The following is a 24,934-nucleotide window of genomic DNA, read 5'->3' as shown; positions in this document are numbered from 1 at the left end:
CGTCCTCTTCGTATTCGGGCTGGCCGCCGGCGCCTGGGACACGGCCATGAACGTCCTTGGCACGACGGCACAGGCCCGGGCCGGCCGCGACTGGATGTATCGCTTCCACGGCTGGTGGAGCGTGGGCACTGTCGGCGCGGCCGTTTCCGGCGTCGTCGCCGCCGCGGTGGGCGTGCCCTTGACCGTCCATTTCAGCACGGCCGCGGGCGTCGCCCTGATCATGTGCCTGGCCGGCTCCGTGAAAGTGCCCGGCGAAGTCATTCTCGCCGACGACCGCACCGACGTGACTCGCCACCGGCTGCTGGTGCTCGGCGCGTTGATCCTCATGGGAGCGGTGCTGGAGGGCATGGCCAGCGACTGGCTCGCCGTCTATCTGCGCGATGTACGCCAGCTCTCGCAGGTTGACGCGGCACTGGGCTATGCGCTTTTCGTCGCAGCCATGGCAGCGGGGCGCTTTCTAGCCAACGGGACCAAGCGGTGGATCGGCCCGACGCAGACCGTACGCCTCGGTGTAGGTCTCGCCGCGGGTGGCGCGCTTTTGGCCGTGCTTTCGGAACAGCTCGCCGCCGGCTATGCCGGCGCACTCTGTTGGGGCTTCGGCATCTCAGTGATCTTCCCGGCGGCGCTGAGCGCCAGCGGTCGCATGGGCGACATGCAAGCGGTGGTGTCGCGGATGACGCTGGTGGGCTATGCCTCGGGGTTGGCCGGCCCGCCGACCATTGGGTTACTCGGCCACTGGGCGGGGTTCAGGACGGCGCTCGTCGTGATGGTCCCGGCGCTGGCCATCGGCGTGGTCCTGCTCGCGCCGGAGTTGGGGAGGCGCACCGTGCGGTGAGCCGGCGTGTTCAAACGGCGGCGGGCCGTGCGCAAGTGGGGTTCGCGCGGCATCTCTCCGGTGCGATTGAAGCGGATGGTCGTCCTCTTGGTCAGCCCGAAGCGACCGATCGCCTCCTCCGCTGAGATCGGCCCGTCGACGGCCCTCCAGCGCTCGGACCAACCGTTCTTGTCGTCCTCCCAAGCAGCCAGGAAGGCGACGCAGAGCTCGGGCGCGATCAGCAGCGATCGGCCCAATGCCGCCGTGAGCGACGCGACGATCCGGTCACGGTCGCGCCGGTCGGAGCCACGCGCGTCGCCGAGAAGGCCGTTGATCAGGCGGCGTCGCGCGGCGAGAAAGTCCTTCCAGTAGGCGCGGTCGGCGTCGTGCATCCGGCCGCCTTGGTCGAGCAGTGCGAACAACCCCTCGGCCAACACGTCGCCGAACTCCTCGCGGCGGGCCCGTTCGGGATTGGCATAGGGGTCGTAGTCGTATTGCGTCGCCGTGCCCATCCGCGCGACCGGCCGGAGGCCGTCGTCGCCTTTGAGCAGAAAGAACCAGTCTTCGTTGTAGACCTCGGGAAAGAACCCGTCGACGCGACCGGTGGCCACGGCCAGAGCGCCGGCGCCGAGAAAGCTACCTTGGTCGCCGCCTGTATCGCGGATCGCGTGGCAGACGACGGAGTTGTCGAGACAGCCGACGATCTCAAGCCCCACGGCATCATGGGTGTCGAGCAGGGCCGCCGCACGGCGCAGATCGGTGGGGTCGTCGACCCGGATATCGTCGTCGAGGAACACGGTCCGCTCCCACCCCACCGCACGGGCCAGCAGCAGAGCCAGGTTGCGCTTGAGGCTCACGTCGGTGCGCGGCCAGAACGGCGTGTCGCGCAAGAGCTCCGAGGCCCTGAACGACGGTAACGACGACATCCACGGCGGCATGTCGACCGCGATCACGTCGGCGACGATGGCGTGGTCTTCGATGTCGCGCAGCACCTTCGCCCGCTCGGCGCGCTTGCTGCACAACACAAGAAGAGTGCAGTTGAGTTCCATGGCGAGCCCGGCCGCCTCACGCAGGTAAGGAGCGGTGCGCGCGCTGGGCACCACGATGGCGTCGACCCCGCCCTGGTCCGTGCGCCGCGGTGGAACCTGACGGAGGAGTCCACTGTGGTTGCCGATGTGTGCGGTCGGGCGGTCAGTCATCGCCGTCGAGCCATTCGTGGAGCCGTTGACCCGGATCGGTCCAGTCGGGCGTCAACGCCTCGCCCTTACCTGCGATGGTCACCCGGGTAAGAATGCCGTAAGACGAACTCCCCGGGAACCGTTCTGCTAGAAATTCCTCGTTACGATCCCGGAACCGGGCATCGGTCAGCGCACGCACCGCCCCGTAGGTGCCCCGGCCGAAACTGCCGCTGCAGATGGTCACCGTTCGCAGGCGGTTGTAGGGATTGCGTCCTCGGTAGAACAACGCGACGTCCTCGAGCAAGGTGACGGTGGCACCCTCTCGCGCGACGACCGGCTCGTGGCGGGCGTCTGATACGTCGAACCCGCCGAGATCTTCATCGGTCTCCCGATGTAACTGCCGGACCGGGAGGATCAGGCGGCGGGTCATGTCCCGGAAGGCAGGATTCCAGTCGACGCCACCGAGCAGCACAAGATGGCCGGTGTAGTCGTCTTCTTCGAGATCGTCGGCCGTCCGGATGTGGACCTCGACGGTCGGGTTCACCGCGCGAACGTGGCCGTGGACCTCGACAAGCGCGTCGAGGTCGGTCCAGCTGTAGGCGCGGACGTAGTCGGGCTTTGCCGGATCGGCGTAAGGGATCCTGCTGCGGTGCTCGCGCGGTGCTGGCGCGACGGCGATGATGACCGGCTTCTCATCGGCGAAGTGCCAGAGCCCGCCACCGATCTCGTCGGTGGAGCCCGCCAGCCGCAGGCGACGCGGATCGCCGGACGCGCCGGACCTGTCATCGGGAAAACGCAACTGAAGGAGCATTTCATGCAGCTCGTCGCGAGCGGCGCGCTCCTCGTCGGTCAACTCGTCGTCGGGGATCAACCGGGCGTGACGGCCCTCGACAGAACGCCTGGTGGCGAAGAAGGTGGCGTAAGCGGCCATCCGCTGCGGCGGCGGCATAACCGCACTGTCGGGCGACTCCCAACCGGAGATCAGGGAAACACTCAGCGGCTTGCCCTCGCTGCCGAACGCCTCGGCCAAGTGGCGCTGGGTGACCTTCAGGTCGGGCCAGTGGCGTTCGCGAAGCGCACGGAGCTGCTTTGCGAGCCCGCGGTTCGGCTGCTCCGGGTTCAAGACCCTTCACCTTCCGACGAGTGAATTTCATTGAACGCGACCGCAGAGATTGTAAGGCACCGGACCATGCCTGCGGGAGGCCTTGCGAATAACTGATATCGGTCCTTGTTGTTCGCATCACGCGAGACCAGCTCGTTGCTTCAAACTCGGTCGTGGCGCAAACTTCAAAGAAGTTCATAGTACTTCCTTGAAGAGGGGATCAGGCCATGAACACACCCCAATCAGCCGCCCGGGGCGACCGCCCGCAGCGCCGCATCCTGGCCATCGCCATCGCGACGGGCCTTCTGTTCTCGCTCGGCGGTTGCTCAAGAGGCGCGTCGGGCGACGACATCCTCTTCGGACTCGCTGTCATCGTCGCCGGCTTCGTGGCCACGCAGATTCCGAGCATCGTTCGAGACATCGGAATGGCGATCGAGGCACTGACCCGCGCGGTCTGGTCGATCGCACTGATCGGGCTCGTCGTGTTCAGCGGCATCATGGCCGCCATCGCCTTCGTCCTCACCCGCTGAAAGAACTTGGACGGTCACAAGACCTTAGCCGGCCTCGTCACAGAGGCCGGCGAGGATCGCCACAGAACACCTAGACGCCCGGAATCCTCGTCATCGGCCGACGTCGTCGGGCGGGATGTCGACCGCGATCTCCTCGCCCAGCTTCGCGTTGCTCTCCAGCTCGAGCTCGTCCCCGCTCCAGAAGCGCCCCGGGTCACACCAGTTGGGCTTGCGACCGCCTTGCAGCAGCCCCATCGCCTCGTAGGTCACCGCCATCACCTCCGCGCAGTAGACCGTCGGGGACGGGAGGTTAAGCCGAACCCCCGACCCGGCGTCATCAACCACATTCGCCAGAAGGGGAGGGCTGACCATGGCCGCGTTAGTCCGTGCTGCCCGCGTTTCCCGGGTTCTGTGGCGTGAGTGCGTCGGCTGCGGCCGGCTGTTCCCCGCTGGCCCGGCCGAATCCCTATGCCTGCCGTGTGCGGGGTGGTCGTGATGCGTGTCGTCGCGTTCTGCCGCGCCGTGGCCGACTCGACCGTGATCGTCGTCGGCGCGGCCTCGGCGACTGTCGTCGAGATCCGCTGTCCGCGTTGCCGCCGCTGGCACAAGCCGCGTCGCTTCGACATCCACACCAACGCTTGCACCCGGTGCAAGGCCACGCTCGCGCGGGAGGTGTGGCGGCCGTGACCTGTACCCGCCGGCGCACAGTCGTCGAGATCGCCGTCGCGGCCGGCGCGAACACCAAAGAAATGATGACCCGTTTCTGCCAGTCGAGCACGCGCGCAACCTTCGGCGGCCAGCACGCCGCCAGCGAACGCGACCGAGAGATCGCCCATGTCATGGACAAGCGGATCAAAGAAACGGCCGGCTATCGAGGACCGCAACCACCGGACCGTGGGGTGTCCGGGGCTCGGCCCCGGAATCGGAATGGCTCCATATCTCATGACCGGAGGTCAAGAGATATGGAGCGGGCGACGGGAATCGAACCCGCACCGTCAGTTTGGAAGACTGAAGCTCTGCCATTGAGCTACGCCCGCGCGGATACCTCCGACAGGATACTGGCTACCTCACGACGCCACGCGGAGTGGGGGTGTGGTGATCTCCAGCAACGCGGCTTGCGACGTTACCGACGTCACCGAGACCTGAAGGCACCCGGGCCGCGACCGGATCGACGCCGTGCCGCCCAGCAGCCGCGCGCTGCGGACCAGCACCGCTGCCATCTCCTGGTCGGCCAGCCGCACCCCGAACAGGTCGCCCCGTCGCTGACGGCCGGCAGCCAGCGACGCTGCCTGCCACGCCCGCCGGGCCAGCGCCTCCCGCCGTGCGTTGTGCGGTGACGACGCCCCCACCGGATCAGTCCGGAGCAGGAAGTGTCGGCCCTGCCGCCATCCCAAGCCCAGCTGGCCCACCGTCTGCATCCAAGACGCCCCGGGGATCGTCACCCGGTGCACGAAGTACTGCCGCCGGCCGCCGCCCACCAGGGTTGCCCAGGTCGCGGAGACACCCAGGTCCGAAAGCAGCCGCGACAGCCGCTCCGCGGCTTCCGGTTGGTTGAACTCCGCCAGGACATGGCCGGCCCGCGGCGCCGCGCCGGCCGAAACCGGCGCGGCGCCCGGGCCTGGCAGCGCCGTGTCGCCCCCCGACAGGAAGGACGCTCCTGGTGTCAGCGTCCCGATGGCGCTGCCGGGCGTGGGTCCGGGTGCCGGCCCGGGCCCAGGTCCGAAGTCGTGGCTCGGCGGCCGCGCACCGGTGGGGGATCGACCGACCCCTGTGCACCGGATCAGGCAGGCCGCCTCGAAGATCGAGGGCAGTGAGCGCATGGCCGCTTCCCCGGTGCTGTCCCACAAAATGGCCATCGTCATCGCCTCCGCGTTCAGCGTGGCCGGTCCGGCCTTTCAGGGGGATGCGCCGGCCCCGGACTTGAGGAAAACTTGCGCTCCGTGCGGAGGCGGAGGCGGACACGAACCAGAGCGCAGACGGCCGGGTTGGCCGTGCTGGTGCTGCTGCTCGTCGCCACCGGGGTCTACGCGGAGGGCAACCCGCCGGTCACCCACATCCGGATCGCCACCGGCAGCCAGACCGCCGTCTACTACGCCTTCGGGCGGGCGCTCGGCCAGCTCGTCGACGACAACCTGCCCGACGCCGACGCCGAGGTGCTGGTCACGGCCGCTTCGGCCGAGAACGTGCGGCTGGTCGAGAACCGGGGCGCCGAGATCGGGTTCACCCAGGCCGACATCCTGGTCACCGGCACGGAGCCGCCCGACCCGCGCGTCAGGGCACTGGCGCGCGTCTACGAGGACCTGCTCCACCTCGTCGTGCCCACCAACTCCACGATCAAGACGCTCGAGGACCTCAAGGACCGCAGGGTCGGCACCGGTGCGGCCGGGTCCGGGACCGAGATCACGGTGGGCCGGCTGCTCGAGGTCGCCGGCCTGCAGAACGCGATCCAGCGGCAGCGGTGGAACCTCGACGACTCGGCCGCCGCGCTGCGGGACGGGCGGATCGACGCCTTCTTCTTCTCCGGCGGGCTTCCCGTGCAGGCGATCGAGGACCTCAACAACAGCCTGGGCATCCGAATCGTCGACCTCGGCAAATGGGTCGAGCCGATGAGAAAGGCCCATTCAGCCGTGTACGTGCGGCGCGAGGTGAACGACTCCGTCTACGACCTGCCGGCGGTCAGCACCCTCGCGGTGCCGAACTTCCTCGTGGTGCCGACGGAAATGCCGGACGACATCGCGTACGACCTGACGAGGCTGCTGATGGAGCGGCACGAGGCGCTGGCCCGCGCGCACCCGGCGGGGGAGCGGTTCGACGTCCGCTCGGCGATCGGCACGATGCCGGTGCCGTTACACCCGGGCGCCGCCCGCTACTTCCGCTCCGTGAAGCCGTAGCCGCACCCGCGCCTCCAGCCCGTGCGGTGACAGCGGGGCCAGCACCAGCGACCCGCCCGACGCCTCGACCAGGACCGTGGCGATCGACAGGCCGAGCCCCGCGCCGTCGACGTTCTGCGTGTTGGGCGCCCGCCAGAACCGCCGCGTCGCCAGCCGGCACTCCGCGGCGGTCATCCCGGGTCCGTCGTCGCGAACCGTGACCACGACCCGGCCGGGCAGCGTGCTGACCGACACGGACACGTGCCCGCCCGCCCCGGCGAACTTGAGCCCGTTGTCGATCAACGCGTCGAGCGCCTGGTCGAGGGCCGTGTCCGCCGCCGACGCGAAGACCGCGGAGGGAGGCACCGAGGCCGTCAGGGTCACGCCGCGCTGCGCCGCCAGCGGCAGCCAGGCCTCGACCCGAGCGGCCACGAGCGAGCCGGCGTCGACGACGACCGGCGGCCGGCCGTCCCACTCCGCGCGCGCCAGCGCCAGGAGGCTGTCCAGCACCCGGGCCAGCCGGTCGGACTCCTCCAGCGCCAGGTGGTGCTCGGGCCGCGCCTCGGTCGGCAGCATGTCGCCCAGGCCCTCGACCCGCAGCCGCAGCACCGTCAGCGGGTTGCGCAGCTGGTGGCTGGCGTGCGCGACGAACAGCCGCTGCCGTTCCAGGGCGTCGGTGACCGTGTCGGCCATCTCGTTGAAGCTGGTGGTCAACCGGCGCAGCTCGGGTGGTCCGAGGGCGTGCGGCACCCGCGCGGTGCTGTCGCCGGCGGTGATCTCGTGCACGGCGGTGTCCAGCGAGAAGACGGGCCGCAGCACCCAGCGGGCGAGCCGGACCGCGGCCACCAGCGAGCCCACGAGCGCGACCAGGCCGACGATGCCGAGCATGGCCCACGCGAACAGCATCGAGCCGCGGGCACGCTCGGTCGACGAGACGGTCAGGATGCCCCCGAGCACGGCGCCGCCCTCGTAGATCGGCACCGCGACCAGGAGCTGGCTCTTCTGCCAGGGCCAGACGTTGGTCGGCGAGCTCATCTGCCGGCCGGCGAGGGCGCCGCGGATGACGGGGTCCGCCAAAGGGCCGGGATGCGGCCCGGCCGCGTTCACCACGTGCCGGTTCTGGTCGACGACGATCACGTCGATCCCGTAGAGCTCGTGGTAGCGACCCAGCTCCGCCGCGACGGGGGTGAGGTCGCCGCCGCGGATGGCCGGTGCGGCCAGGGCCGCGAACCGGGTCGCGTCGGCCAGCCGGTCGGCCAGCAGCGCCTGGGTGGTGCGCCCGCTCATCACCAGCGCCAGCGGCACCTCCAGCGCCAGCAGCACCAGACAGAGCAGCAGCAGGTACGTGGTGACGAGCCGGCGCCGCACGTCACTCGGCCTGCAGCCGGTAGCCGACGCCGCGCACGGTGCGGACCAGGTCGGGCTGGCCGAGCTTGGCCCGCAGGGAGGCCACGTGCACCTCCAGCGTGTGCCGGCCCGACCAGGTGGTCTGCCAGACGTCGAGCAGGATCCGCTCGCGGGTGACCGCCACGCCGGGCTGCCGGGCCAGCGAGGCCAGGATGTCGAACTCCTTGCGGGTCAGCGCGACCGGTTTGGCGTCGACGCTGACCTCGCGTGCGGTGAAGTCGATCCGCAGCGGGCCGATCTCCCGGGTCTGCCGCGCGGCCACCCCGCGGGCGGCCCGGCGCAGCAGGGCCTCGATGCGGAGCTGGAGCTCGGCCATCGAGAACGGCTTGACCACGTAGTCGTCGGCGCCGACCCGGAAGCCGTTGACCTTGTCACGCTCGTCGGAGCGGGCGGTCACGGCGATGATCGCCAGGTTGTCGTCGCGGGTGCGCAACGCCCGGCACACGTCGATGCCGTCGCCGTCGGGCAGGCTGAGGTCGAGCAGCACGAGGTCACAGGGCGCGGCCTCGACCGCGGCCTTGGCGGTGGACGCGTGCTCGACCTGGTAGCCCCGGCGCACCAGCATCGACTTCATGACGGACGCCACCCGCAGGTCGTCCTCGACGAGCAAAATACGCATGGCTCCGCCTCCTCCCCGGGCTATTTCCGCGCATCCTAACCGGGGTGCGCGGCAGAAAAGGTCGCCCAAGTGACGCGGAGCTTGCAGCGACGCGAAGCGAGCGGTCCCCGGCGGGAGCGACGGTCTGGGCCGTCGCGGACCCGGGCAATATGCTTTGTCCGGTTTATCCGTCACCCACCGTGCGGGAATGGGACGCCGGGCGCGGACGGTGCGCCGGTACCGCATAGACTTCGGTTCGCCACGGGGTGTGGCGCAGCTTGGTAGCGCACTCGCTTTGGGAGCGAGGGGCCGTGGGTTCAAATCCCGCCACCCCGACTGTGATCACCGAGGCCGGTGCCTGCGGGGGTTGGCGCCAGCGCGCCTACACTCGGGTCTGATCACCCCAAAAGACATTTCGAGGAGTACGCCTGTGAAGAGCACCGTCGAGACCCTGAGCCCGACCCGGGTGCGGCTCGCCATCGAGGTGCCGTTCGTCGAGCTCGAGCCGAGCCTGCGTAAGGCGTACCGGGAGATCGCCCAGCAGGTGACCGTGCCCGGTTTCCGCAAGGGCAAGGTGCCGTCCGCGGTCATCGACCAGCGGGTCGGCCGTGGCGCCGTGCTCAACGAGGCCGTGCAGGAGGCGATCCCCGAGAACATCGTCGCCGCCGTCCGTGAGCACGAGGTCAAGACGCTCGGTCGCCCCGAGGTGGAGATCACCGAGTTCGGTGACGGCGAGCCGCTGAAGTTCACCGCGGAGATCGACGTCCGTCCGGAGATCACCCTGCCCGACCTGTCGACCATCGAGGTCACGGTCGACGAGCTGGCCATCGGCGACAACGAGATCGACGACCAGGTCAAGGCGCTGCGTGAGCGGTTCGCGACGCTGAAGACGGTCGAGCGTCCCGCCGCCGAGGGCGACTACGTGCAGATCGACATGAAGGCCACCGTCGACGGCGAAGAGGTGCCGGGCGGTTCCGCGACCAACATCTCCCACGAGGTCGGCAGCAAGCAGCTGCTCCCGGGCCTCGACGAGGTGCTGGTCGGCCTGGCTGCCGACGCCGAGACCTCGTTCAGCACGCAGCTGGTCGGCGGTGACTTCGCCGGTCGCGACGCCGACGTGGCGGTCACCGTGCGCACCGTCAAGGAGAAGCAGCTGCCCGAGCTGGACGACGAGTTCGCCCAGCTGGCCAGCGAGTTCGACACCCTCGACGAGCTCCGCGAGGACCTGCGCAAGCGGGTGACCCAGGCCAAGCAGGCCGAGCAGATCTACGCCGCCCGCGACAAGGCGCTCGAGCAGCTCGTGGCGGCCGCCGAGGTGCCGGCGCCCGAGGGCGTCGTCAAGGAGGAGGTCGAGCACCGCAAGCAGGCGATGGCCGACCAGCTCGAGCGGATCGGCGCCTCGTTCGAGGAATACCTCGCGGCCGAGGACAAGACCGAGGAGCAGATCGACACCGAGCTGACCGACGCGGCCACCGAGGGCGTCAAGATCCAGCTCGTACTCGACACCCTGGCCGACGCCGAGGACGTGCAGGTCTCCGACGACGAGTTCGGTCACGAGATCATGCACCGTGCGCAGCGCGCCGGGATGCAGCCGCAGCAGTACTACGACCAGCTCGTCCGCTCGGGTGCCGCGGGTGCGGTGTTCGGCGACGTGCGGCGGGGCAAGGCGCTCACCCTGGTGATGGAGCGGGTCAAGATCACTGACACCGCCGGCAACCCGATCAGCCTGGACGCGGTGCGCGAGGTCACCGAGCACAACCACTGATGCGCCCGCCTGCGCTCTGAGCGAACACGCTCTTGGGCGGGAAGTCAGCGCACAGGTCTGCGGTTAATGTCGGGCGTAGAACGGAAACGAGCGAGAGGCTGCCATGACCGATCTGCATATTCCAGCGACGCCCATCCGGGCGCACGAGGCGCGCGGCGACCAGCTCGCCGGCGGGCTCGACGACTCGGTCTACAACCGGCTGCTCAAGGAACGCATCATCTTCCTCGGCAGTGAGGTTACCGACCAGGTGGCCAACCGCATCTGTGCACAGCTGTTGCTGCTGGCCGCGGAGGACCCGGGCCGTGACATCAACCTGTGGATCAACTCGCCGGGTGGCTCGGTCTACTCCGGCATGGCGATCTACGACACGATGCAGTTCATCGACAACGACGTGTCCACGGTCGCCATGGGCATGGCCGCGTCGATGGGCCAGCTCCTGCTCTGCGCGGGCACCAAGGGCAAGCGCTACGCCCTGCCGCACGCGCGGATCATGATGCACCAGCCGTCCGGCGGCATGGGTGGCACCGCGTCCGACATCGCGATCCAGGCCGAGCAGATGCTCTACACCAAGCGGATGTTCCAGGAGCGGGTCTCGCACCACACCGGCCAGAGCCAGGACCAGATCGAGGCCGACTCCGACCGCGACCGCTGGTTCACGGCCGCCGAGGCCAAGGACTACGGATTCATCGACAAGGTGATCACCGGAGCCGCCCAGGTTCCGGAAGGCGCCGGGACACTGGGCTGAGGAGGCCAACCATGACTGATCTGACGCTGCCTCCGCAGTTCGCTCCGGTGCACAACCGCTACGTGCTGCCCTCGTTCGTCGAGCGCACCTCGTACGGGATCAAGGAGTCGAACCCGTACAACAAGCTGTTCGAGGACCGGATCATCTTCCTCGGCGTCCAGGTCGACGACGCGTCGGCCAACGACGTGATGGCGCAGTTGCTGACGCTCGAGGGCACCGACCCGGACCGCGACATCATCATGTACATCAACTCGCCCGGTGGCTCGTTCACGGCGATGACGGCGATCTACGACACCATGCAGTACGTCCGTCCGGACATCCAGACGGTCTGCCTGGGTCAGGCGGCCTCGGCCGCGGCCGTCCTGCTGGCCGCCGGCACGCCGGGCAAGCGGATGGCGCTCCCCAACTCGCGGATCATCATCCACCAGCCGGCCACCGAGGGCGGCTACGGGCAGGGCTCCGACATCGAGATCCAGGCGCGCGAGATCCTGCGCATGCGGTCGCAGATGGAGGAGATCATCTCCCGGCACTCGGGCCGGGCGCGGGAGCAGGTTTCCCGCGACGTCGACCGTGACAAGATCATGACGGCCGACGAGGCCCGGGAATACGGCCTGGTGGACACGATTCTCACCAGCCGCAAGAAGGGCCTGCTGGCAGCCGCTGCCGCCAGCTGAGATGGCAGAGTGTCGGGGATCGGCCAGCTTGGTTACAGTGGCCGTTCCCTGACACACCCATTTTGGGGGTCGGAGATAACGCCCCTAGCGGGTAACGTCGAGTTTGCACACAACCCCGGAGGCGGTCCGCCGCGGCCGACGAGCGCAGGGAGAACGTAGGTGGCACGGATCGGCGACGGTGGCGACCTACTCAAGTGTTCCTTCTGTGGCAAGTCGCAGAAGCAGGTCAAGAAGCTCATCGCGGGACCAGGGGTCTACATCTGCGACGAGTGCATCGACCTCTGCAACGAGATCATCGAAGAGGAGCTGGCCGAGTCCGGCGAGGTGAAGTGGGAAGAGCTTCCCAAGCCGATGGAGATCTACCAGTTCCTCAACGGCTACGTGGTGGGTCAGGACCAGGCGAAGAAAGCACTCTCCGTAGCGGTCTACAACCACTACAAGCGGATCCAGGCCGAGTCCCACACCGGGTCGGGCAACGAGGTCGAGGTCGCCAAGTCCAACATCATGCTCATCGGCCCCACGGGCTGCGGCAAGACGCACCTCGCGCAGACCCTGGCCCGCATGCTCAACGTGCCGTTCGCGATCGCCGACGCCACCGCGCTGACCGAGGCCGGCTACGTCGGTGAGGATGTCGAGAACATCCTCCTCAAGCTGATCCAGGCGGCCGACTACGACATCAAGCGCGCCGAGACCGGCATCATCTACATCGACGAGGTCGACAAGATCGCGCGCAAGTCGGAGAACCCGTCGATCACCCGCGACGTCTCCGGCGAGGGTGTCCAGCAGGCACTGCTCAAGATCCTCGAGGGTACGGTCGCCAACGTGCCGCCCCAGGGCGGTCGCAAGCACCCGCACCAGGAGTTCATCCAGATCGACACCACCAACGTGCTGTTCATCTGCGGTGGCGCGTTCGCCGGGCTCGACCGGATCATCGAGTCCCGCACCGGCCAGGGCGGCACGGGCTTCGGCGCCCGACTACGCGCGGTGTCCGAGCGGTCGACCGATGACGTGTTCAGCCAGGTCATGCCCGAAGACATGCTCAAGTTCGGGCTGATCCCCGAGTTCATCGGCCGGCTCCCGGTGATCACCAACGTCCGGTCGCTCGACCGCGAGGCGCTGGTCAAGATCCTGACCGAGCCGCGCAACGCGCTGGTGAGGCAATACCAACGGCTCTTCGAGCTCGACGGGGTCGAGCTCGAGTTCGACCCGGCGGCCCTGGAGGCCATCGCCGACCAGGCCATGCTCCGCGGCACCGGCGCCCGCGGCCTGCGGGCCATCCTCGAAGAGGTCCTCCTCTCCGTGATGTACGAGGTGCCCAGCAACCCCGACGCCGCCCGCGTCCTGATCACCCGCGCGGTGGTCATGGAGCGCGTCAACCCGACGATCGTGCCTCGCGAGTTCGCCGGCCGTCGCCGGCGCGACCGCGAGGAGAAGTCGGCCTAGGTTCCCGTGCGCGTCGCGGTCTGCCAGCTCAACGCGCGGGACAACCGCGCCGACAATCTCAAGGTGGCCCGTTCCCTGCTGGAGCGGGCTGCCGCGCTCGGCGCCGACATCGCCGTGCTGCCGGAATACACCGACTATCTCGGGCCGTCGTCGGGGATGCCGGCCCCTGAGCCGGTCGACGGCGAATACGGGTCGTTCTTCGCGGCCACCGCCCGGGACCTCGGGATGTGGGTGCACGCGGGGTCGTTCCACGAGGTCGGGCCGACGCCGGCGCATTCCTACAACACGTCTCTGCTGTTCGACCGTTCCGGGACGCTGGCGGCGACGTACCGGAAGATCCACCTTTACGATGTAGATATTCCGGGCAAAGTCTCTTATTTGGAGTCGGCATCGATCGCGCCGGGCACGTCGACGTCGGTCGCGACGGTCGAGGGCGTGCCGTTCGGTCTGACCATCTGCTACGACCTTCGGTTCCCGGCCCTGTATCAGTCGCTGGCGCTGTCGTCGGCGGCCCAGGTGCTGGTGGTCCCGGCGGCGTTCATGCTGCACACGGGCCGCGACCACTGGGAAGTCCTGCTACGCGCCCGCGCGATCGAGAACCAGTGCTACGTGGTGGCGGCCGGTCAGATCGGCGACCACGAACCGGGCCGTTCCTGCTTCGGCCGCTCAATGATCATTGACCCGTGGGGGACCGTCGTGGCGCAGGCGCCCGACGAGGTGACCGTGGTCGTGGCCGACCTCGACCTGTCGCGGCTCGCCCGGATCAGGCGCGAGTTGCCGTCGCTGGCCAACAACCGCCCGTTCGACGTCGGCTGATCGTTGGGGTCACGCTTCGACGAGCACGAGCGTGCCCAATGGTCCGGTCGTGGGTCGGTCTACCGGGACACCCTCGCGGCCCTGTGCGCCGGTCCGGCGTCGGCGTTGCTGTCGGCGGCCGGGGTGTCCGCGGGGGCCACGGTGCTCGACGTCGGCACCGGGTCCGGGACGGTCGCGTCGCTGGCAGTCGCGCGTGGTGCGTCGGTGGTCGCGGTCGACGCGGAGCCGAGCATGGTCGCGCTGGCAGCGTGCCGGGTGCCTTCGGCTTCCTTCCACCTGGCGGCGCTGCCTGCGCTGCCGTTCGCGGCCGGCGCCTTTGACGCGGCGGTGGCCAACTTCGTGGTCAACCATGTCGGTGATCCGCTGGCGGCGGTGGCCGAGCTCGGCCGGGTGGTGCGGCCCGGTGGCCGGGTCGCGGTGACAGTCTGGCCACATCCGCAGCCGGTCGCGCAACGCCTGTGGACGGACATCTTCGCGGCTGCCGCGGTGGCGCGGCCTCCGGACCTGCCGCGTGTCGACGCTGCCCATGATTTCGCGCGGAGTGTCGAGGGGTTGAGCTCTTTGCTGCATCGCTGCGGTTACGCGGATGTCGCGGGCGCGGAGATCTCCTGGGTCCACAAGACCACGTCCGAAGCCTGGTGGGACGGCCCGGCGGCAGGGATCGGCGCCACAGGGGCGGTCCTGGCCGCCCAGGACGCGGAGACCCGCGCGCGGGTGCGCTCGGAGTTCAACCGCCTCACGACGCCGTTCACGGAGGCCGACGGTCAGCTGGCGATGCCGACGGCGGCGGTGCTGGCCCGCGGCCGGGTGGCCTGACCACCACCGCCCTCGCTGTCTGCGTTCCGGCCTGTCCGCGGCCGAGGCTGCGGTCCATGCTGGCGCGACACGAGGCCTGGATGCCCTCGGAGCAGGCTACGACCTCCGCCGGGCGGCGAGACACGTGCGTGGTCAGAAGCCGCCTGCGAGGTAGCTCAGGACCGCGATGCCGACCACCGCCGCCCCCGTGACCAGCATGGCCGTCGTCATTCGGGACGGGCCGCGGGCAGCCAGCCGATACGCGGCCGCGCCGACCGCGAGCACCACGCAGACTCCGATGACCAGTTGCCAGAACGAGACCAGCATTCCCAGCAACGCGTCTCCGGCCAGCACATGGCTCCCGTCGGGCATGACCCACTCTCGCACACCCGGCGTGACCTGCTCACTTCACCGAGCCGTCTCCACCTATGCCGAGTGCCTGGAGCTCGCGGCGGCCGGTGATCCCGTTGCTCGGCGGGTTCGAGGATTGGGCCAGGGGTGCCGCCGTGACCGCCATCCCGTCGTACACCGCCCCCGGGGGCAGCGGATTGGTGCACCGTTAGTGCATAGTGGACGCCGACGCGGTTCGACGAGCTCGAGCGGAGGACGCGACGTGGTCGAGGCTCCACCCGATCGTGGCTCGAAGCCGGCCACGGCCGCCCGGATCTACGACTACATCCTGGGCGGCACCTTCAACTTCCCGGCTGACCAGCAGGCCGGTCAGAAGATGATGGAGATGTTCCCGATGGCGCGGGCGGCCGCTCGCGACAACCGGGCCTTCCTGCGCCGGGCGTCGCGGCACGTCGCCGACGCCGGAGTGACCCAGTTCCTCGACGTCGGTTCGGGCATCCCCACCGAGGGCAACGTCCACGAGGTGGTGCAGCAGGTCACGCCCGACGCCCGCGTGGTCTACGTCGACATCGACCCGGTCGCCGTGTCGGAGAGCCTCGACCTGCTCCGCCACAACGCCACCGCCACGGCGATCAACGCCGACCTGCGCGACCCACGAGCGATCCTCGAGCACCCGCAGGTGCGGGAGACCATCGACTTCGAGAAGCCGGTCGGCCTGCTGCTGTGCGCGGTGCTGCACTTCGTCCCCGAGGACGAGGTCGCGACCGGCGTCGTCCGCACGCTGCTCGAAGCCCTGCCGTCCGGCAGCCACCTCGTGCTGTCACACGGGTCCGTCGAGGGCATGCCAGAGCGTTCGGCGCAGCTCGAAGACGCCAAGGACCTCTACCGGCGCAACACCTCGAGCCAGCTGTTCACGCGTACGCGTGACGAGGTCCTGCGTTTCTTCGACGGCCTCGACCTCGTCGAGCCGGGCGTGGTGTGGGTGCCCCAGTGGCGCCCCGACCCCGACGACCCGAGCAACTTCGAGGACAACCCGCCTCAGAGCGCCTCGGTGGGAGGCGTCGGCAGGCTGCCCTGACGCTCCTTCGGCAGGACCAGCCAGGTGCCGAGGGCGTACATCGCCAGCCCGAGCACTACGAAGCCGATCGCGACGGGATAGCGCAGGCCCGGTGACAGATAGGTCGCCACGAACCACGACTGCCGTGTCAGGCCCTTGGAGACGAAGACCGCTGCGACGATGCCCTGCGGGAACAGCGGGATCGCACCGAGTCCGAAGCACACCCACGCGATCGCCTTGCGCCCGGTGGGGAGCTGGTCGAAGCGCGTCTGGACAGACGTCGAGCCCGTCGCCTTGCGGCCCGTGCGCATCTCGTGGAGCAGTTCCGGCCCGTGGCTGTGCAGCCGCCGCTCCGCCAGGGCGCCGAAACCCCAGTAGCTCAGCACCCCGGTCACGACGCCGACCGCCGGCCCGGCCCAGCCGAACCAGTGAGCGGCCAGCGCAGCCGGCACGCCGGTGGCGACCACGCCGGCCAGGGCCGCGTACGCCTGACCGGTCAGCCCGCCGTCGTCCTCGCTGGTGCGCAGCGGGTTGTTGGCCCGGCGGTGTGGGTCGGTGCCGGGCACCAGGCTGTACACGGAGATCAACGGCACGAGGCCCACGGCGCCGCCCAGGAGAGCCGGCAGCAGCGCCAGGACCAGCGGCCACGGACCACCCGCGATCGCGGTGCAACCCACGGTCAGCACCACCGCGATCGGCGCGTGCACCGAGAGCCATGCCAGCTGCCGGCCGCGCACGTCGTGGGCGCCCGGTGTCATCAGGCTGAGCCAGAGCGCGGTGCCATCGGTGCCGTACATGTTGGCGGCCAGCCCGGCGGCCATCACGATGAAGATCGGCCCCGCGTACGGGAGCATGCCGTCCCACCCGATCAGCAGCGGGCAGGCCGCGAAGCCGACGCCGTACGCCAGCGCGAAGGTGAGTTGGTAGTTCCGCACCAGGTCACGTGACCAGGTCCGCAGCTCCTTGGCGACGATCGCGCCCGCGGGCGAGGCGGCCCGGATCGGGTGACGGCCGCCGCCGGACGCCCGGCTGGCACCCAGCCGCCGGGTCAGCAGCGCGGCCCACGTGGCCAGCAGCACGAGCACCAGGGCGACGAGGGCAGGGATGGCCCACCACACGCCGCGCACCGCCAGCAGCCCCCAGCCGGACGGCAGATATTCGACCGCCGTCGGGATGCCGGTCTGGCCCAGGGCCAGGAAGACGACCCAGATCTGGCCCAGGCCGGCCAGGATGGTTCCGTTGACCAGGCCCGTCCCGATCGCGCCGAGCCGGCTGCGCAGGCCCAGCCCTACCAGTGCGACGCCCACTTTGGACAGCAGGACGAACACGGCGAGCTGCAGGAGCATCGCCGGCACCGCGACAAGCGCGTTCCCGGCGCCGAGGCGGACGCCGGCGGTCAGCAGCCCGGTCAGGGCGACGACGCTGACGAGCGGCGCGAGGCCCACGAACGCGGCGAACAGCAGGCCGGTGGCCAACCTGCGGGGAGGCAGGCCGAGCAGGGTGAAGTATTCCGGCCTCAGGGTCTCGTCGCCGCCGCCCATGAAGACCGGGCCGAGGAGCCAACCGAGCAACCACACGGCGTACGCCGCGGCCAGCAGATCGAGCTCGCCCAGCGCGAGGTAGATCGTGCCGCCGGCGAGCACCGCACCGAGGACCGCACCGGTGCCGGCGAGCTGGGCGCGAGTTCCGCGCAGGGAGTGCCGGAGCGCCGCGACCTTCATCGCGGCCATCGTCATCGCGACAGCCACGACAGCTCCTTCACGCCGCCGTCCTCGTCGCCGACCAGCGCGACGAAGGTGTCCTCGAGGGAACGCCCGCCGCGCACCTCGTCGAGCGTGCCGGCGGCGGCCACCGTGCCCTGGTCGATCACCGCCACGTGGTCACAGAGCTGCTCGACGAGCGCCATCACGTGGCTGGACAGCACGACCGAGCCGCCTCCGACGACGAAGCCGCGGAGAATCGTCTTGATCGTGGCGGCGGACACCGGGTCGACGGCCTCGAACGGCTCGTCGAGCACCAGCAGCCGGGGCGCGTGGAGCAGTGCGGTGGCCAGGCCGATCTTCTTGCGCATGCCGGTCGAGTACTCGACGACCAGGGTCCGGTCGGCGCCGTCGAGCTCGAGAACCGACAACAGCTCGTCGGCCCGCCCGACCACGACGTCGCGGGGCAGGCCGCGCAGCAGGCCGAGATAGGTCAGCACCTCGCGGCCGGTCAGCCGCTCGGGCATCGCCAAACCGTCGGGCAGCACACCCACCAACGACTTGGCCCGGTCGGGCGCGGACCAGACGTCTTCGCCGAAGATCCGGGCGTGGCCGCTGTCGGGACGCAGCAGCCCGACCGCCATCGACAGCGTCGTCGTCTTGCCGGCGCCGTTCTGGCCGACGAGCCCGAAGAAGGATCCCTGCGGGACCCGCAGGTCGATCGCATCGACGGCGAGCTTGGCTCCGAACCGTTTGGTCAGTCCGTCGATCTCCAGGGCCGGTGTCATGGCCAAAGGTGTACCGGATCATGGCTCGGATCGCCACGTCTATCTCATGTAGGCGGTGCGGCTGCTGCCGGTGTCCCGCCTTCCGATGGCCGCAACGTCCGGTCGAACGTCGTCCTCAACGGCCTGGTGCGGTGGTGTTTCTCGCGATCCCATTGGCCGGTCGCGTGATCGGAATGCTCGCGACCCTGTCCCTGCCCCCTCGACAGAAGAAGAGCGATGCACCCCTTCTCGAGAACGACGGCGACGCCGAAGCGTCGCACGCCACGGTCGCGACGCGCGTTCGCCGTGCTCGCACCGCTGGTGGTGCTGTCCGGCATCCTCACCGCACCGGTCCCGGCGAACGCCGCGGCCAACCCGAACCCCTCCCGGATCACCGATGCGTCCTGGTGGCTCATGGAGCAGCTGCTCGCTCTCCAACCTGGATCGCGGAACGGCGGCATCTACGCGAACAAGCCGGGCTACCACAACACCCGGGCCAACAACTCGTCCTCGAACTACTCCGTCAGGGACGCCGAGGACCAGGGCGGCCCGTCGGACAAGGCCGCGGCGTACGACTGGACCTTCCCGGAAGCGCAGGGCTTCGCCGGCACCTTCGACGCGCACTCGGACGAGCCGATGCCGTTGCGGACCCTGGCGGTCGACAACAGCAACATCGCCCGGTACTCCAGCCGCCTGCTGGCATCCGCGCGGGACTCGAACGACCCGCGGCTCGACGGATGGCGGGAGTTCTTCGGTCAGGCGGACAACGACGACACTGTCGAAGGTTGGGACTTCCGTTACGGCCGAGCCGCGACGTCCGACGACTCGCACCTGTGGCACATCCACCTGAGCGAGGACCGCGACAAGGTCACGAGCCTCGACAACAAGAAGGCTCTGCTGAGCGTGCTTCGCGGCGAGACCGTGGACCAGTGGCGGAACGTCCGCACGGAGGACATCCCGATCTCCGGTGACTGGAACAACGACGGTGCCGACACGATCGGCGTGTTCCGGCCGAGCAACTCGACGTTCTACCTGCGCGACGTCAACAGCGGCGACGCGACCACCATCTTCAAGTTCGGCCACGGCCCTTCCGGTGACATCCCGATCGCCGGCGACTGGGACAACGACGGCTTCGACACCGTCGGCGTTTTCCGGCCCAGCGAGTCGACGTTCTACCTGACGAACGGCACCACCAGCCTGGACAAGAAGTTCATCTTCGGCCATGGCCCGTCGGGCGACATGCCCGTGGCCGGTGACTGGAACAAGGACGGGATCGACACCGTCGGGGTGTTCCGGCCCGGCAACTCGACCTGGTACCTGACCAACAACGCCGGCAGTCTCGACAAGACTTTCATCTTCGGTCACGGCGCTTCGGGCGACCAGCCGGTCGCCGGTGACTGGAACCAGGACGACATCGACACCGTCGGGGTGTTCCGGCCCGGCAACTCGAACTGGTACCTGACCAACAACGCCGGAAGCCTCGACTACAACTTCATCTTCGGGCACGGCCCGTCAGGTGACGTCGCGGTGCCGGGCGACTGGAACAACGACGGCATGGACAGCCCGGGCGTGCGCCGTCCCGGCAACAACACCGTCTACCTGCGCAACGCCAACAGCAGCGGCCCGGTCGACGAGGACTTCCTCTACGGCATCTGACCCGATCGGCGGCGGGCCCGAACTCCGGGCCCGCCGCCCTTGGCGCAGGCAGTCGATCAACGCTGGTAGATCAGCCCCGCGGTGTTGTCCCAACCGGTCGCGGCCGCCAGTCGGCCGCTGGTGACCATGCTGGCGGGCACGTTGAACCCGTATCGTTGCTGGGCCGCGTGGCCGCCCGGGCGGCGGTCGAAGGCCTGACAACCGACCATCGACGTCTCCAGGCCGCCGATGACATAGAAACCGTCGGCGGTGTTGGTCGTGCCTTGCACGTCGTACATGGCCGCAGTGTCGGCTACGCAGCCGACGAAGGTGTTGCGGTCCCATTCGACGTACCAGCCGTGTGCCCGCGTGTCCTGTGACTCGCATGCCACGAACTTGTTCCGGGTGGACTTGACGTGCCAGCCGTAGCCGCGCGTGTACCAGGCCTTGCAGGCCTGGAAGAAGTTGTTCGCCGCGCTGCCGCCGATGTAGAAGCCGGCATTCGCCCCCGTCGAGTCCCTGGTGGTCGCCTCGCACGCTGTCCACCAGTTGTCCGGAGCCTCGACCCGGAAGCCGTACTGCCCGGCGCCGCGTACCCGGACCCGGCTCGTCGAGGTGGCCTGGGTGTCGGTGCCGCGGTAGCTGATTCCGTCCTGCACCGGGCTGTACACCCAAAGGTTGTCCAGGCGGCACATCGAGTCCGGCTCACCCTTGTAGTTGCCGGTCGTGCCGACGATGTTGACGTCGATGCCGATGACGGCCTTCGTCGCGCAGTCGAGCACCAGGTCGCCGACGTAGACGCCGTCGATGGCCGATCCGTTGCCGATCGCGATCATGGCGGGCATCGCGGCCTGTGCGACGAGCTCCGTCAGCCGCCCCACGCCCCGGATGGTGCATCCCCGGCTCGGAACGACCGGCGCGGCCAGGTCGTAGCGGCCTGGGCCGAGCTGGATCGCTTTCGCGCCCGCCGTGATGGCGGCCTGGATCGAACCGCCCGGAGCGACGTATTCCCAGGGGCCGACCACGGCGGCCGCCGCGGGAGTGGCGGCGGTCGCGCTTGCCGCGACGCCGGCGAGCCCGGCGAGTGCGAGTCCTCCACCGCGCATCAAGGCTCGCCGGGAGCTGCTGGTGGGCTCAGGGGCCGCCGGTGGGATAGCTGGAGTTGGCATGTCTCTCCCCGATCGAGCTGATTGGCAGGTCCCGATCATGGGATCGCGACGAGCCGGCATCGCACCAGAACGTTGAGGGCGACATTCGACCGGACGTTATGGGCTTGTTCAGGTCTTCCGCACGGCGCTGGTGAAACCGGCGATGAAGAGGGTCGCGAACGTCCAGGCCAGCAGTTGCAGCAACCAACCGGCGACGGTGAGGATCTCGCCGGCGGTGGTGGCCGTGGGTTGGCAGCGGTCGCGCGCACCGGTCTTGAGCAGCGGGGTGCCGAGGTCGAGGCCGACGCCGATCTGGTCGACGGTCGAGCAGGCCGCGGTCCCCGGCTTCTGCGTGAGGCCACCGTGGTGGCCGCCGACGACGCTGAGCGCGACCGCGGCGGCGAGCGTGGCGAGCAGCAGGAGCAGGGCGCGCCAGGGTTGATAGCCGTAGCCCAGGGTGAAGCCGGTGACCCGGCTCCAGGCCCGCTCGGAGCGCGACAGCCCGGCCCGCTGGACCTGGTCGCGGCGTTGGGCGATGAGGATGGCGCGGGCGTCGCGGTCATGCCCGGCGCTGCGGTACGCGCCGGCGAGCTGCTGATAGGCCTGCGCGCTGTAGGCGGGCGTGTGGGTGCGCAGCACGGTCAACCAGCGCCGTGCGGACGTCGGCCACGGCAACCCGGTGTAGGTCAGCCCGTCCAGGTCGACCAGCGGCCCCTCGCTCGTGACCCCGTCGACGTCGAGGGCGAAGGTGCCACCGACGCGCGCGAAGGTCAGCTCGAGCACGGCCCGGTCGCCGGCGCCGGTCGCGGTGAAACCCCAGTCGAGGGTCAGGTCCCGGTCGACGCGGAGGCCATCGCCGACCATGGCCGGCCCGGCGTCGATCGTGATCCGCGCGCCGTCGCAGGTCAACGAGCCGAGGTAGGCGCCGATCAGCCGCACGGCGCCGTGCTCGGTGGTGGCGACGGCGCTGAACCCGTCACGGAGGAGCACCTCCTGGGCGACCCGGGCGTTCCCGACGTCGAGGGCGGGTCCGGCGGTGTTCTCCAGCCGCGCGCCGCGACAGTTGAGCTGGCCGGCGACGTCGGCACCGACCAACCGGACCGTGCCACGCTCGCTGGCGCTGACGGCGGTGAAGCCGTCGTGCAGGAACACGCTCTGGTCGGTGTGCAGCCCGTCCGCGTCGAGTGCCGGCGTTGTCGTGCTGTCGAGCCGGGCGCCGCCGCAGTTCAGGGTGCCGACGCGCGCGGCGAGCAGTCGCACCCCACCGGTCACGGTGCTCTTCTCCAACGAGAAGGTGCGCGCGGCGAGCCGGGTGGCTTCGATCGGCTGCTCGACCCGGCATCCGATCAGGGCGACCGCTCGAAGCTGGGCGTTCTGCAGCGTCAGGCCGTCCGGCAGCACGCAGTCCCGCAGCTCGACGGCGATGTCGCTCGTGATGTTGTCGAGGTCGATCCGGCCCTCGACGCGCGCGCCGCGGATCCGCACGCCGTGGGGGTCCGGCTCGTCGGCGAGCCGACCGCGGACGAGGTCGCGGATCACCTCGGCGGAGATCGTGCGGTCGTCGGCCGACCCGGTCAGTTCGAGCACGTCGCCGGCGACGACGGCTTCGACGAGCCGCCGCTCGACCTGCCCGGTGCTGGACAACGAGGTGACCTCCTGAGATCGCGTTGGAGTGTTTCACAATGGACCTTGCCCCGGCGAGCGCCGATTGACCGGATCGCGCAGCCCGGACTGTGATGGCTCGGTTGCTGGCTACGGTGGCCGGATGGCACCTTTGTTCGTCGTTGCCGACGTCCACGGACACCGGGACGAGCTGGCGGCTGCGTTGCGTGCGGCCGGTCTGGTCTCCAGCGCTGGTCGGTGGGCCGGAGGGGATGCCCGACTGTGGCTGCTGGGCGACTACGTCGACCGCGGCCCTGACGGGATCGGCGTCATCGACGACATCCGCGCCCTGTCGGCGACCGCCGGTGGGCGGGTGCGGGCTTTGCTGGGAAACCACGAGGTGCAGCTGCTGGCCGCGCATCGGTTCGGCAGCGCACCCGTACCCGGCTGGGAGGAACCCGGCGGCTTTCGTGGCGGCTGGGCGCGGTTCGGCGGCAGGGAGGCGGATCTGCGTCGCCTCACCGCTGACCACATCGACTGGATCACGGGGCTGCCCGCGGTCGCCGTGGTCGACGACCACCTGCTGGTGCACTCGGACACGCTCAGCTACCTGAGGTTCGGCTCCACTGTCGCCCAGATCAACGCCGGCGTGGCCGCGGCCTTGCGAAGCACGGACATCGCCGGCTGGCTGACGCTCTGCGGCCGGATGAGCGACCGCGGCGCGTTTCGCGCCGCCGAGCCGTCCCACCCGAACGACGCGGTCGCACGAATCCTCGACACCCTCGGCGGCGCGGTGCTCGTGCACGGCCACAGCACCCTCACGAAGCATTTCGGGGTCGAACCCGAAAAGGTCGAGGAGGCCCTGCGGTACGCGGACGGTCGAGTCCTCGCTGTCGACGGCGGAATCTACGAAGGCGGCCGCCTCCTACTCACGCGACTGACCTGAGGGTCGGGCTCGTCCCACCGCGACAGTCTCGATCCTGTCGCGGTGGGACGTCGCCGGCTTTAGAGGCTGCGCGCCGTGATGTCGCCGTGGGAGGTGGTGGCGCGGATGTCGAGCTCGGCGTTGCCGTCGTTCTTCAGGGTGTTGTTGGTGCGGCCGTAGCCGGTGCCGGCGTCCAGGGTGGCCGAGACGCCGGTCGCGGCGGCGACCGAGATGTCGCCCAGGTGGGTGGAGAGCACGACCGTCCCGCGTGCCGCCTCGGCGATCTGGATGTTGCCCCGCGCCGTGGTGATCTGGGCCGGGCCGCCCAGCCGACCGACCTGCACGTCGCCGTCGATGGCGGTGAGGTGCAGGCTCGCGGCCTCGTCGATCGTGATGTGGCGGTACGCGCCGTCGAAGGTGACGTCGCCGAGGCGGCCGACGCCGCGGACCTCGCAGGCGGCGGTCTTGGCCTCGACGCGGGACCCGGCGGGCAGTTCGACGGTCACCTCGACGGAGCCCGTCGAACCGATGATCTTGCTTGCCGCGGTCGGGTCCGTGATGCGCAGGACGCCCTCCTCGTATTCGACCGTGGTCCGTTGCGCCGCCTTCACGTCGCGGTTCTTCGCGGCGTCCGCCGGCACGATCCGGACCGTGGTGTCGGCGCGGTCCGCGGCGACGAACTGGACCCGGCCGGCCGGGACGGAAAGGACGACGGAGATCGGGCCGGTGGTCTCGAACTTCTGCATGACGCTCTCCTTCAGGTGGCTGTTGTTCGTCATGCGTCGACTATCGGCAGCGGTCCTGCCATGCCCCCGCCACCGACCTGACACGGCCGCTGACACGACGGTGCGGGCTGGTTCCCCCGCGCGGGGGAGGCGGTTCCCGCCGCCAGGGGAAGGTTGCGCGCCGGCGGCTTGCGACCGATCGCCGCAAGCCGTGGGTGATCGTCCTCGCGCTCGCCGGCCTCGGACTCTCACTCGTCCTGGCCGCTACGGGCCGGCGGCGTCGCGGACAGGACGAACTCCGTACGATC

The 24,934-nt window shown here is 69.7% G+C and carries 22 protein-coding genes, 2 tRNA genes and 2 pseudogenes; 13 read left to right on the top strand and 13 right to left on the bottom strand.

All coding sequences use genetic code 11. The annotated features are described in order from the left end of the window. Nucleotides 1-687: 687 nt before the first annotated feature. Complete coding sequence (locus AB0J88_RS24675) at nucleotides 688-2,013, bottom strand: hypothetical protein (protein ID WP_364358267.1); 1,326 nt, start codon at nucleotides 2,011-2,013, stop codon at nucleotides 688-690. Continuing rightward, the gene (locus AB0J88_RS24670) at nucleotides 2,006-3,115 is read right to left on the bottom strand and encodes an XRE family transcriptional regulator (RefSeq protein WP_364358264.1); all 1,110 of its coding nucleotides are present in this window, start codon (nucleotides 3,113-3,115) and stop codon (nucleotides 2,006-2,008) included. The genes AB0J88_RS24675 and AB0J88_RS24670 overlap by 8 nt, the downstream gene beginning before the upstream one ends. 206 nt (nucleotides 3,116-3,321) lie before the next feature. On the opposite strand from AB0J88_RS24670, the gene AB0J88_RS24665 reads away from it, so the two are divergent. Next, nucleotides 3,322-3,624: a hypothetical protein gene (locus tag AB0J88_RS24665; protein ID WP_364358261.1), complete on the top strand. Its 303-nt coding sequence runs from the start codon at nucleotides 3,322-3,324 to the stop codon at nucleotides 3,622-3,624. Between the two features lie 90 nt (nucleotides 3,625-3,714). Here AB0J88_RS24665 and AB0J88_RS24660 read toward each other — a convergent pair. Next, nucleotides 3,715-3,900: pseudogene (locus tag AB0J88_RS24660) on the bottom strand (hypothetical protein); the annotation flags it as partial. A gap of 198 nt (nucleotides 3,901-4,098) precedes the next feature. Between AB0J88_RS24660 and AB0J88_RS24655 the strand changes: the two are divergent. Further along, nucleotides 4,099-4,290 (top strand): hypothetical protein, encoded by a 192-nt coding sequence (locus AB0J88_RS24655; RefSeq protein WP_364358258.1) that lies wholly within the window; start codon nucleotides 4,099-4,101, stop codon nucleotides 4,288-4,290. 276 nt (nucleotides 4,291-4,566) lie between these two features. Here the strand turns inward: AB0J88_RS24655 and AB0J88_RS24650 are convergent. Together AB0J88_RS24650 and AB0J88_RS24645 are read right to left on the bottom strand one after the other, a co-directional pair. Then, nucleotides 4,567-4,640: transfer RNA gene (locus tag AB0J88_RS24650), tRNA-Gly, on the bottom strand. Between the two features lie 30 nt (nucleotides 4,641-4,670). After that, nucleotides 4,671-5,459, bottom strand: a complete 789-nt coding sequence (locus AB0J88_RS24645; RefSeq protein WP_364358255.1) for a hypothetical protein — start codon at nucleotides 5,457-5,459, stop codon at nucleotides 4,671-4,673. A gap of 138 nt (nucleotides 5,460-5,597) precedes the next feature. Between AB0J88_RS24645 and AB0J88_RS24640 the strand changes: the two genes are divergently transcribed. Then, on the top strand, nucleotides 5,598-6,494 hold the full coding sequence (locus AB0J88_RS24640) for a TAXI family TRAP transporter solute-binding subunit (RefSeq protein WP_364358436.1): 897 nt from the start codon (nucleotides 5,598-5,600) through the stop codon (nucleotides 6,492-6,494). Here the strand turns inward: AB0J88_RS24640 and AB0J88_RS24635 are convergent. Beyond that, on the bottom strand, nucleotides 6,450-7,841 hold the full coding sequence (locus AB0J88_RS24635; RefSeq protein ID WP_364358252.1) for a HAMP domain-containing sensor histidine kinase: 1,392 nt from the start codon (nucleotides 7,839-7,841) through the stop codon (nucleotides 6,450-6,452). The genes AB0J88_RS24640 and AB0J88_RS24635 overlap by 45 nt on opposite strands. 1 nt (nucleotide 7,842) lies before the next feature. Next, nucleotides 7,843-8,499, bottom strand: a complete 657-nt coding sequence (locus tag AB0J88_RS24630) for a response regulator transcription factor (protein ID WP_364358249.1) — start codon at nucleotides 8,497-8,499, stop codon at nucleotides 7,843-7,845. A gap of 241 nt (nucleotides 8,500-8,740) precedes the next feature. On the opposite strand from AB0J88_RS24630, the gene AB0J88_RS24625 reads away from it, so the two are divergent. From AB0J88_RS24625 to AB0J88_RS24595, 7 genes are all read left to right on the top strand, one after another. Continuing rightward, nucleotides 8,741-8,814, top strand: a tRNA-Pro gene (locus AB0J88_RS24625). A gap of 94 nt (nucleotides 8,815-8,908) precedes the next feature. Then, nucleotides 8,909-10,243 (top strand): trigger factor, encoded by a 1,335-nt coding sequence (tig, locus tag AB0J88_RS24620; protein ID WP_364358246.1) that lies wholly within the window; start codon nucleotides 8,909-8,911, stop codon nucleotides 10,241-10,243. Between the two features lie 103 nt (nucleotides 10,244-10,346). Continuing rightward, a complete protein-coding gene (locus AB0J88_RS24615) occupies nucleotides 10,347-10,988 on the top strand; it encodes an ATP-dependent Clp protease proteolytic subunit (RefSeq protein WP_364358243.1) in 642 nt (213 codons plus the stop codon). Between the two features lie 11 nt (nucleotides 10,989-10,999). Next, entirely contained in the window at nucleotides 11,000-11,662 is a 663-nt protein-coding gene (locus tag AB0J88_RS24610) for an ATP-dependent Clp protease proteolytic subunit (protein ID WP_364358240.1), read from the top strand. Nucleotides 11,663-11,821: 159 nt separating this feature from the next. After that, a complete protein-coding gene (clpX, locus tag AB0J88_RS24605; protein ID WP_364358237.1) occupies nucleotides 11,822-13,105 on the top strand; it encodes an ATP-dependent Clp protease ATP-binding subunit ClpX in 1,284 nt (427 codons plus the stop codon). A gap of 6 nt (nucleotides 13,106-13,111) precedes the next feature. After that, a complete protein-coding gene (locus AB0J88_RS24600; protein ID WP_364358234.1) occupies nucleotides 13,112-13,921 on the top strand; it encodes a carbon-nitrogen hydrolase family protein in 810 nt (269 codons plus the stop codon). A 3-nt stretch (nucleotides 13,922-13,924) separates the two neighbouring features. Continuing rightward, complete coding sequence (locus AB0J88_RS24595) at nucleotides 13,925-14,737, top strand: methyltransferase domain-containing protein (protein WP_364358231.1); 813 nt, start codon at nucleotides 13,925-13,927, stop codon at nucleotides 14,735-14,737. 132 nt (nucleotides 14,738-14,869) lie between these two features. On the opposite strand, the gene AB0J88_RS24590 is transcribed toward AB0J88_RS24595, so the two are convergent. Continuing rightward, a complete protein-coding gene (locus tag AB0J88_RS24590) occupies nucleotides 14,870-15,088 on the bottom strand; it encodes a hypothetical protein (RefSeq protein WP_364358228.1) in 219 nt (72 codons plus the stop codon). 241 nt (nucleotides 15,089-15,329) lie between these two features. On the opposite strand from AB0J88_RS24590, the gene AB0J88_RS24585 reads away from it, so the two are divergent. Beyond that, on the top strand, nucleotides 15,330-16,145 hold the full coding sequence (locus AB0J88_RS24585; protein WP_364358225.1) for an SAM-dependent methyltransferase: 816 nt from the start codon (nucleotides 15,330-15,332) through the stop codon (nucleotides 16,143-16,145). On the opposite strand, the gene AB0J88_RS24580 is transcribed toward AB0J88_RS24585, so the two are convergent. Both AB0J88_RS24580 and AB0J88_RS24575 read right to left on the bottom strand, forming a co-directional pair. Beyond that, nucleotides 16,106-17,872, bottom strand: coding sequence for a hypothetical protein (locus AB0J88_RS24580; RefSeq protein ID WP_364358222.1), 1,767 nt, complete (start codon nucleotides 17,870-17,872; stop codon nucleotides 16,106-16,108). The genes AB0J88_RS24585 and AB0J88_RS24580 overlap by 40 nt on opposite strands. Further along, entirely contained in the window at nucleotides 17,857-18,612 is a 756-nt protein-coding gene (locus tag AB0J88_RS24575; protein ID WP_364358219.1) for an ABC transporter ATP-binding protein, read from the bottom strand. The genes AB0J88_RS24580 and AB0J88_RS24575 overlap by 16 nt, the downstream gene beginning before the upstream one ends. 333 nt (nucleotides 18,613-18,945) lie before the next feature. Between AB0J88_RS24575 and AB0J88_RS24570 the strand changes: the two are divergent. Further along, a pseudogene (locus tag AB0J88_RS24570) lies at nucleotides 18,946-19,536 on the top strand (hypothetical protein); the annotation flags it as partial. A gap of 767 nt (nucleotides 19,537-20,303) precedes the next feature. On the opposite strand, the gene AB0J88_RS24565 reads toward AB0J88_RS24570, so the two are convergent. Together AB0J88_RS24565 and AB0J88_RS24560 are read right to left on the bottom strand one after the other, a co-directional pair. Then, on the bottom strand, nucleotides 20,304-21,332 hold the full coding sequence (locus AB0J88_RS24565; RefSeq protein WP_364358216.1) for a hypothetical protein: 1,029 nt from the start codon (nucleotides 21,330-21,332) through the stop codon (nucleotides 20,304-20,306). A 171-nt stretch (nucleotides 21,333-21,503) separates the two neighbouring features. Further along, nucleotides 21,504-23,018 carry a hypothetical protein gene (locus AB0J88_RS24560; protein ID WP_364358213.1) on the bottom strand — a complete coding sequence of 505 codons (1,515 nt, stop codon included), beginning with the start codon at nucleotides 23,016-23,018 and terminating at the stop codon, nucleotides 21,504-21,506. Nucleotides 23,019-23,139: 121 nt separating this feature from the next. On the opposite strand from AB0J88_RS24560, the gene AB0J88_RS24555 reads away from it, so the two are divergent. Further along, entirely contained in the window at nucleotides 23,140-23,922 is a 783-nt protein-coding gene (locus tag AB0J88_RS24555) for a metallophosphoesterase (protein WP_364358210.1), read from the top strand. 59 nt (nucleotides 23,923-23,981) lie between these two features. Here the strand turns inward: AB0J88_RS24555 and AB0J88_RS24550 are convergent, their stop codons facing one another. After that, a complete protein-coding gene (locus AB0J88_RS24550; protein WP_364358208.1) occupies nucleotides 23,982-24,680 on the bottom strand; it encodes a DUF4097 family beta strand repeat-containing protein in 699 nt (232 codons plus the stop codon). Nucleotides 24,681-24,934: the final 254 nt, after the last annotated feature.

Origin of the sequence: Asanoa sp. NPDC049475, from assembly GCF_040676915.1 — a bacterium.
In the GTDB taxonomy this organism is placed as follows: domain Bacteria; phylum Actinomycetota; class Actinomycetes; order Mycobacteriales; family Micromonosporaceae; genus Asanoa.
Note: the sequence above shows the minus strand (reverse complement) of the source record. Positions and strands in the feature narration are given on the sequence as shown.